Here is a 4686-nt window from a genome sequence, read left to right on the forward strand (position 1 = left end):
GCCAGCCCCAACGCCATCGACAGCTCGCTCGATCAGATAGCCGACGCGGTGACCGAGGCCGGCGTGCGCGCCGTCCTGTGCTATGAGGTGACGGATCGCAACGGCCCGGAGGAAGCGGCGGCGGGCATCAGCGAGAATGTGCGCTTCCTGCACTCGGTACGCGAGCGCGCCAACCCGCTGCTGGCCGGCACGTTCGGCCTGCACGCTTCCCTGTCGCTCAGCGAACAGACGCTGGCCAGGTGCGTCGCCGCGGCCGAGGGGCTGGACACCGGCTACCACATCCACGTGGCCGAGCACGAGGCGGACGAGTACGATTCGCGCGAGCGGTACGGCCAGCGCGTGGTGGATCGGCTGGCTGCGGCCGGCATCCTGGGGCCGCAGAGCATCGTCGCCCACTGCGTCCACATCGACGCGCGCGAGATGGCCCTGCTGCGCGAGACGGGCACGTGGGTCACCCACCAGCCGCGCAGCAATATGAACAACGCCGTCGGCGCGGCCCCGGTGGAGAGTATGCTGCGGCTGGGCATCCCTGTCTGTCTGGGCAACGACGGCATGGGCAACGCCATGTGGGGCGAGTGGAAGGAAGCGTACTTCCTGCACAAGCTGGCCCACCGCGACCCGCGCCGGGCCAATGGCATGGATGTCGTGCAGATGGCCGTCCACAACAACGCCGCACTGGCCCGCGTCTTCTGGCCCGACTTGCCGTTGGGCCAACTGGTCATCGGCGCGGCGGCCGACGTCATCCTGGTGGACTACCACGCCACCACCCCGCTGAGCGGCGGCAACCTGCCCTGGCACATCATCTTCGGCTTCGAGAGCAGCATGGTGACGACGACCATCGCCGGCGGCCGGGTGCTGATGCGCGACCGGGAACTGCTGACGCTGGACGAGGCCGCCATCACCGCCCGCAGCCGCGAATTGGCATACAAGGTGTGGGAGCGATTCAACGAACTAAGCTAACAACGATCCGCAAATTACGCAGATTTCGCAGATTAAGGGAGTAATCTGCGAAATCTGCGTAATCTGCGGATTCTTTCTCTGAGGTACACAATGAAGATAGCGATTCTGGGTGGGACGGGCAAAGAGGGCTGGGGCCTGGGCTTCCGCTGGGCGGCGGCCGGGCACGAGATCATCATCGGCTCGCGGCTGGCCGAGAAAGGGGAGCGCGCCGCCGAGGAGATGCGCGCCGCGCTGCCAGACGACGCGGCGGGCGCGGTCAGCGGCACGGATAACGCGACCGCCGCCGCCGCCGCCGAGCTGGTCGTCCTCTCCGTACCCTACGAGGCGCAGGAAGCCACGCTGGCTGACGTGCGCGCGGCCGTGCAGGGCAAGCTGCTGGTGACGGTCGTCGCCCCGCTGGGGCAGCCAAAGGCCCGCGTGTGGCGGCTGCCCAGCGGCCTGTCGGCGGCCGAGGAGGCGCAGCAGCAAGTGGGCGAGGGCTGCACGGTCGTTGCCGCCTTCCAGAACATCTCCGCCACCCACCTGCGCGATCTGGCGCACAACCCGGACTGCGACGTGCTCATCTGCGGTGAGAGAGCCGCCGACAAGGACGTGGTGGCCGGCCTGTGCCGCGACGCCGGCATGCGCGGCGTCAATGCGGGCGCGCTGGCGAATGCGGTCATCGCCGAGGGGCTAACGGCCGTCCTGCTCGGCATCAATATCCGCCACAAGATCAGTGGGGCGGGCATCCGCATCACTGGCCTGGCGGAGGAAGAATGAAACACGGATTTGTACGGATGAGACGGATTTAACGGATTGAATAGAGCGGCGCTTCTATCCGTGGAAATCCGTTTTATCCGTAGAATCCGTGTTTAGTTCTTTTATGCCCACCTCACTACCGGCTCTGACGTTGACAGCTCTCGCTGGAATCCCTGACGTACGCGAAGGGGATGATGTGGCGCGGCTATTGCGTGAAGCTATTGAGAGCGCCGGCTTGACCCTCACCAAAGGCGACGTCCTCGCCATCGCCCAGAAGATCATCTCCAAAGCCGAGGGCCGGCAGGTGCGGCTGGCCGGCGTGGAGACGTCGCCGCGGGCCGTCGCGCTGGCGGCTGAGGTCGGCAAAGACCCGCGCCTGGTCGAGCTTATTCTGCAGGAGAGCACCGAGGTCTCGCGCCACCGGCCCGGCGTGCTCATCGTCCGCCACCGGCTGGGCTTCACCTGCGCCAACGCCGGCATTGACCGCTCCAACGTGGCCGTGGGCGAGGACGAGGCGGTGCTGCTGCTGCCGCTCGACCCCGATGCCTCGGCCGCCCGCCTGCGCGCCGAGTTGCTCGCGGCCACGGGGGCGGCCGTCGGCGTGGTCATCACCGACAGCCACGGCCGCCCCTTTCGGCTGGGCACGGTCGGAGTCGCCATCGGCGCAGCCGGGCTGCCGGCGCTGTGGGATCGGCGCGGTGAGCCTGACCTCTACGGCTACCGGCTCCAGCACACCGACGTGGGCGTGGCCGACGAGATCGCCGCCGCGGCCGGGCTGCTGATGGGCCAGGCGGCCGAGGGGTTGCCGGCGGTGCTCATCCGCGGCCTGCGCCTGCCCCCCGCCGACGGCCGCGCCGCCGACCTCGTCCGTCCGCCGGAACTCGATCTCTATCGGTAAGGAAGAGGCTCACGCAAAGAGCGCCAAGGATACCAAGAACGCAAAGAGAGAACTCTTCTTGGCGTTCTTTGCTTCTTTGCGCTCTTTGCGTGAGCTCTTACCTCACCACTTGCCGTCCAGAATCTCCTGCACCACCGTCTCGAAATCCAGCGCCGCACCGGCGGCCAGGGCGGCCTCGATCTCGGCCGGCGGCAAGTCCAACCTGGCCAACTCCTCGTTGATCTCGGTCAGGATCGTTGACCCTAACGCTGGATGAGCGCGGGCCAGGCCGCACAGCGCCAGACCGTGGGCCAGGTCGCCTTCGGCCAGGCAAAGCTGACTGAACAGGAAGACCCCCCAGGCCATTTCGGCCTCATTGCTCAACTTGCGGGCTAAAGCCAGCGTTTCGCCAGCCCCGTCTCGCGCCGCACACAGATCGCCCAGCCTCAAGGTCGCCTGGGCCAGATTACCCAGTTCAATCATGAGACCCGATTGATCGCCCAGTTCCTTGCCTATTGAAATTGCGGAGCGCGCATAAGTCTGCGCGGCAGCGTAGTCGCCGCGCAAGTACGCGGCTTCGCCCAGGTTGCCCAGCGCCGCAGACTCGCGTTTGGGGTTGCCCGCCCGGCGAGCTACAGTCAGTGATTCCCGGTAAAACCGCTCGGCCTCCTCCAGGTTGCGTCGGGCCGCAGAGACGATACCGAGAACATTCAAAGCCTGACTCTCTCTGGTTAAATCGCCCATGACCCGGGCTAACTCACCTGTCTCCCGAGCGAGCATCTCGGCCGCGACCAGATCGCCCGTTCTCCATGCCAGGTTGGTGGCGGCCGATAACACGACGGCCAGGGTTCGCCCCCCTATGTCTCGCGCCACCGGCAGCGTTACCTCTAGCAGCGCCCGCGCCCGGTCGTAGTGGCCGCGCAGGCTGGCGCTCCAAGCCAAATGGGTGCGAGCCTCCACCACGGCGGTGCGGTCGTTAGCGGCCAGCGCCCCAGCCAACCCACGCTCCAGGATTGCAGTAGCAGCCGCGTAATCGCCGAGTTGCCAGTACGCTTCGCCCAATGCGATAGCGGCTCTGACGACGGCCGGCCCCTCTGTCTCACCCGCCGCGGCCCGTAACGCCAGCGCTCGCTCCAGCGCCCGCCGCGCGGCCCCATGGATACCAGCGTCATTCGCTTCATAGCCTAACCGCTCCAGCAGCGCCGCCGCCTTCAGCCCATCGCCTGCCTGGATGTAGTGCTCGGCAATCAGCCCCAGGTACTCCCCTAGCCGTTCCCCGGCATGCTCCTCAAGCCAATGAGCGACACGTGCATGGAACACGGCGCGATGGCGTAGCAGAACCGATTCGTAAGCCACGTCGCGCAGGAGGGCGTGTTTAAAGATGTACTCCTCGGTCTCAAGGAAAGATGAATGCTCGCGGCGGAATATCAGTTCCCGCTTGTGGACGGAAGCCAGTGTCGGTCGCAGTTCCTCGACAGGTGTCTGAGCGAGGTCAGCCACAGCGCCGTCCCAGAAAAGACGGCCGACCACCGAAGCGCGTTGCAGCGTCTCCCGCTCCGGCCGCGGCAGGCCGTCCAGTCGCGCCTGCAACAGCCCGGTCAGCGTTGGTGGTATTTTCAGATCGACCAGCTTCTCCGTCCTGACGCGCCAGCCCAAGACCTCAGAGGTTTGCGGCAAACCTCTGAGGTCTTCGATGACTCCCTGGTCAATGAGCATCTTGACCATCTCTTCGACGTAAAACGGATTGCCCTCGGCCGCCTCGATGATCAACTCGCGGAGGCTGTCCGGTACCTCATCCACCCGCTGCAGAATCTCATCCACCAGCGTCCGGCTGGCTCGCTTGGAGAGCGGCGCGAGATTGACGCGCCGGAAGGCCCCCTCACCCTCGTCCCAGCCCGGCCGGCGCTCTCGAAAAACAGGGCGGACGGCGCACACAACCAGCAGTCGCTCAGCCGGAAGCGCCCCGACTAAATAGGTAACCAGATCGAGCGACTGTTCATCAGCCCAGTGTAAGTCTTCGAGAAGGATCACCAGCGGCCCGGTCGCTGCCCGCGCGCGGAAGTAGCGCGTCAGATGGGAGCGGGCCACCGCGCCGAACTCCGCGCCGCCCA

General features: G+C 66.4%; 4 protein-coding genes. 3 read left to right on the plus strand and 1 reads right to left on the minus strand.

Features of this window, described 5'->3' with window-relative positions; translation table 11 throughout:
• From ACE3UY_RS17125 to cofE, 3 genes are all read left to right on the plus strand, one after another.
• On the plus strand, positions 1-960 hold a 960-nt coding region (locus ACE3UY_RS17125; RefSeq protein ID WP_374688707.1), incomplete at its 5' end, for an amidohydrolase family protein.
• Positions 961-1050: 90 nt separating this feature from the next.
• Entirely contained in the window at positions 1051-1719 is a 669-nt protein-coding gene (gene npdG / locus ACE3UY_RS17130) for an NADPH-dependent F420 reductase (RefSeq protein WP_374688708.1), read from the plus strand.
• A gap of 103 nt (positions 1720-1822) precedes the next feature.
• Entirely contained in the window at positions 1823-2596 is a 774-nt protein-coding gene (cofE, locus tag ACE3UY_RS17135) for a coenzyme F420-0:L-glutamate ligase (protein WP_374688709.1), read from the plus strand.
• 102 nt (positions 2597-2698) lie between these two features.
• Here the strand turns inward: cofE and ACE3UY_RS17140 are convergent.
• On the minus strand, positions 2699-4686 hold a 1988-nt coding region (locus ACE3UY_RS17140), incomplete at its 5' end, for a tetratricopeptide repeat protein (protein WP_374688710.1).

Origin of the sequence: Promineifilum sp. (SeqCode) (genome assembly GCF_041918635.1) — a bacterium.
Classification (GTDB): domain Bacteria; phylum Chloroflexota; class Anaerolineae; order Promineifilales; family Promineifilaceae; genus Promineifilum.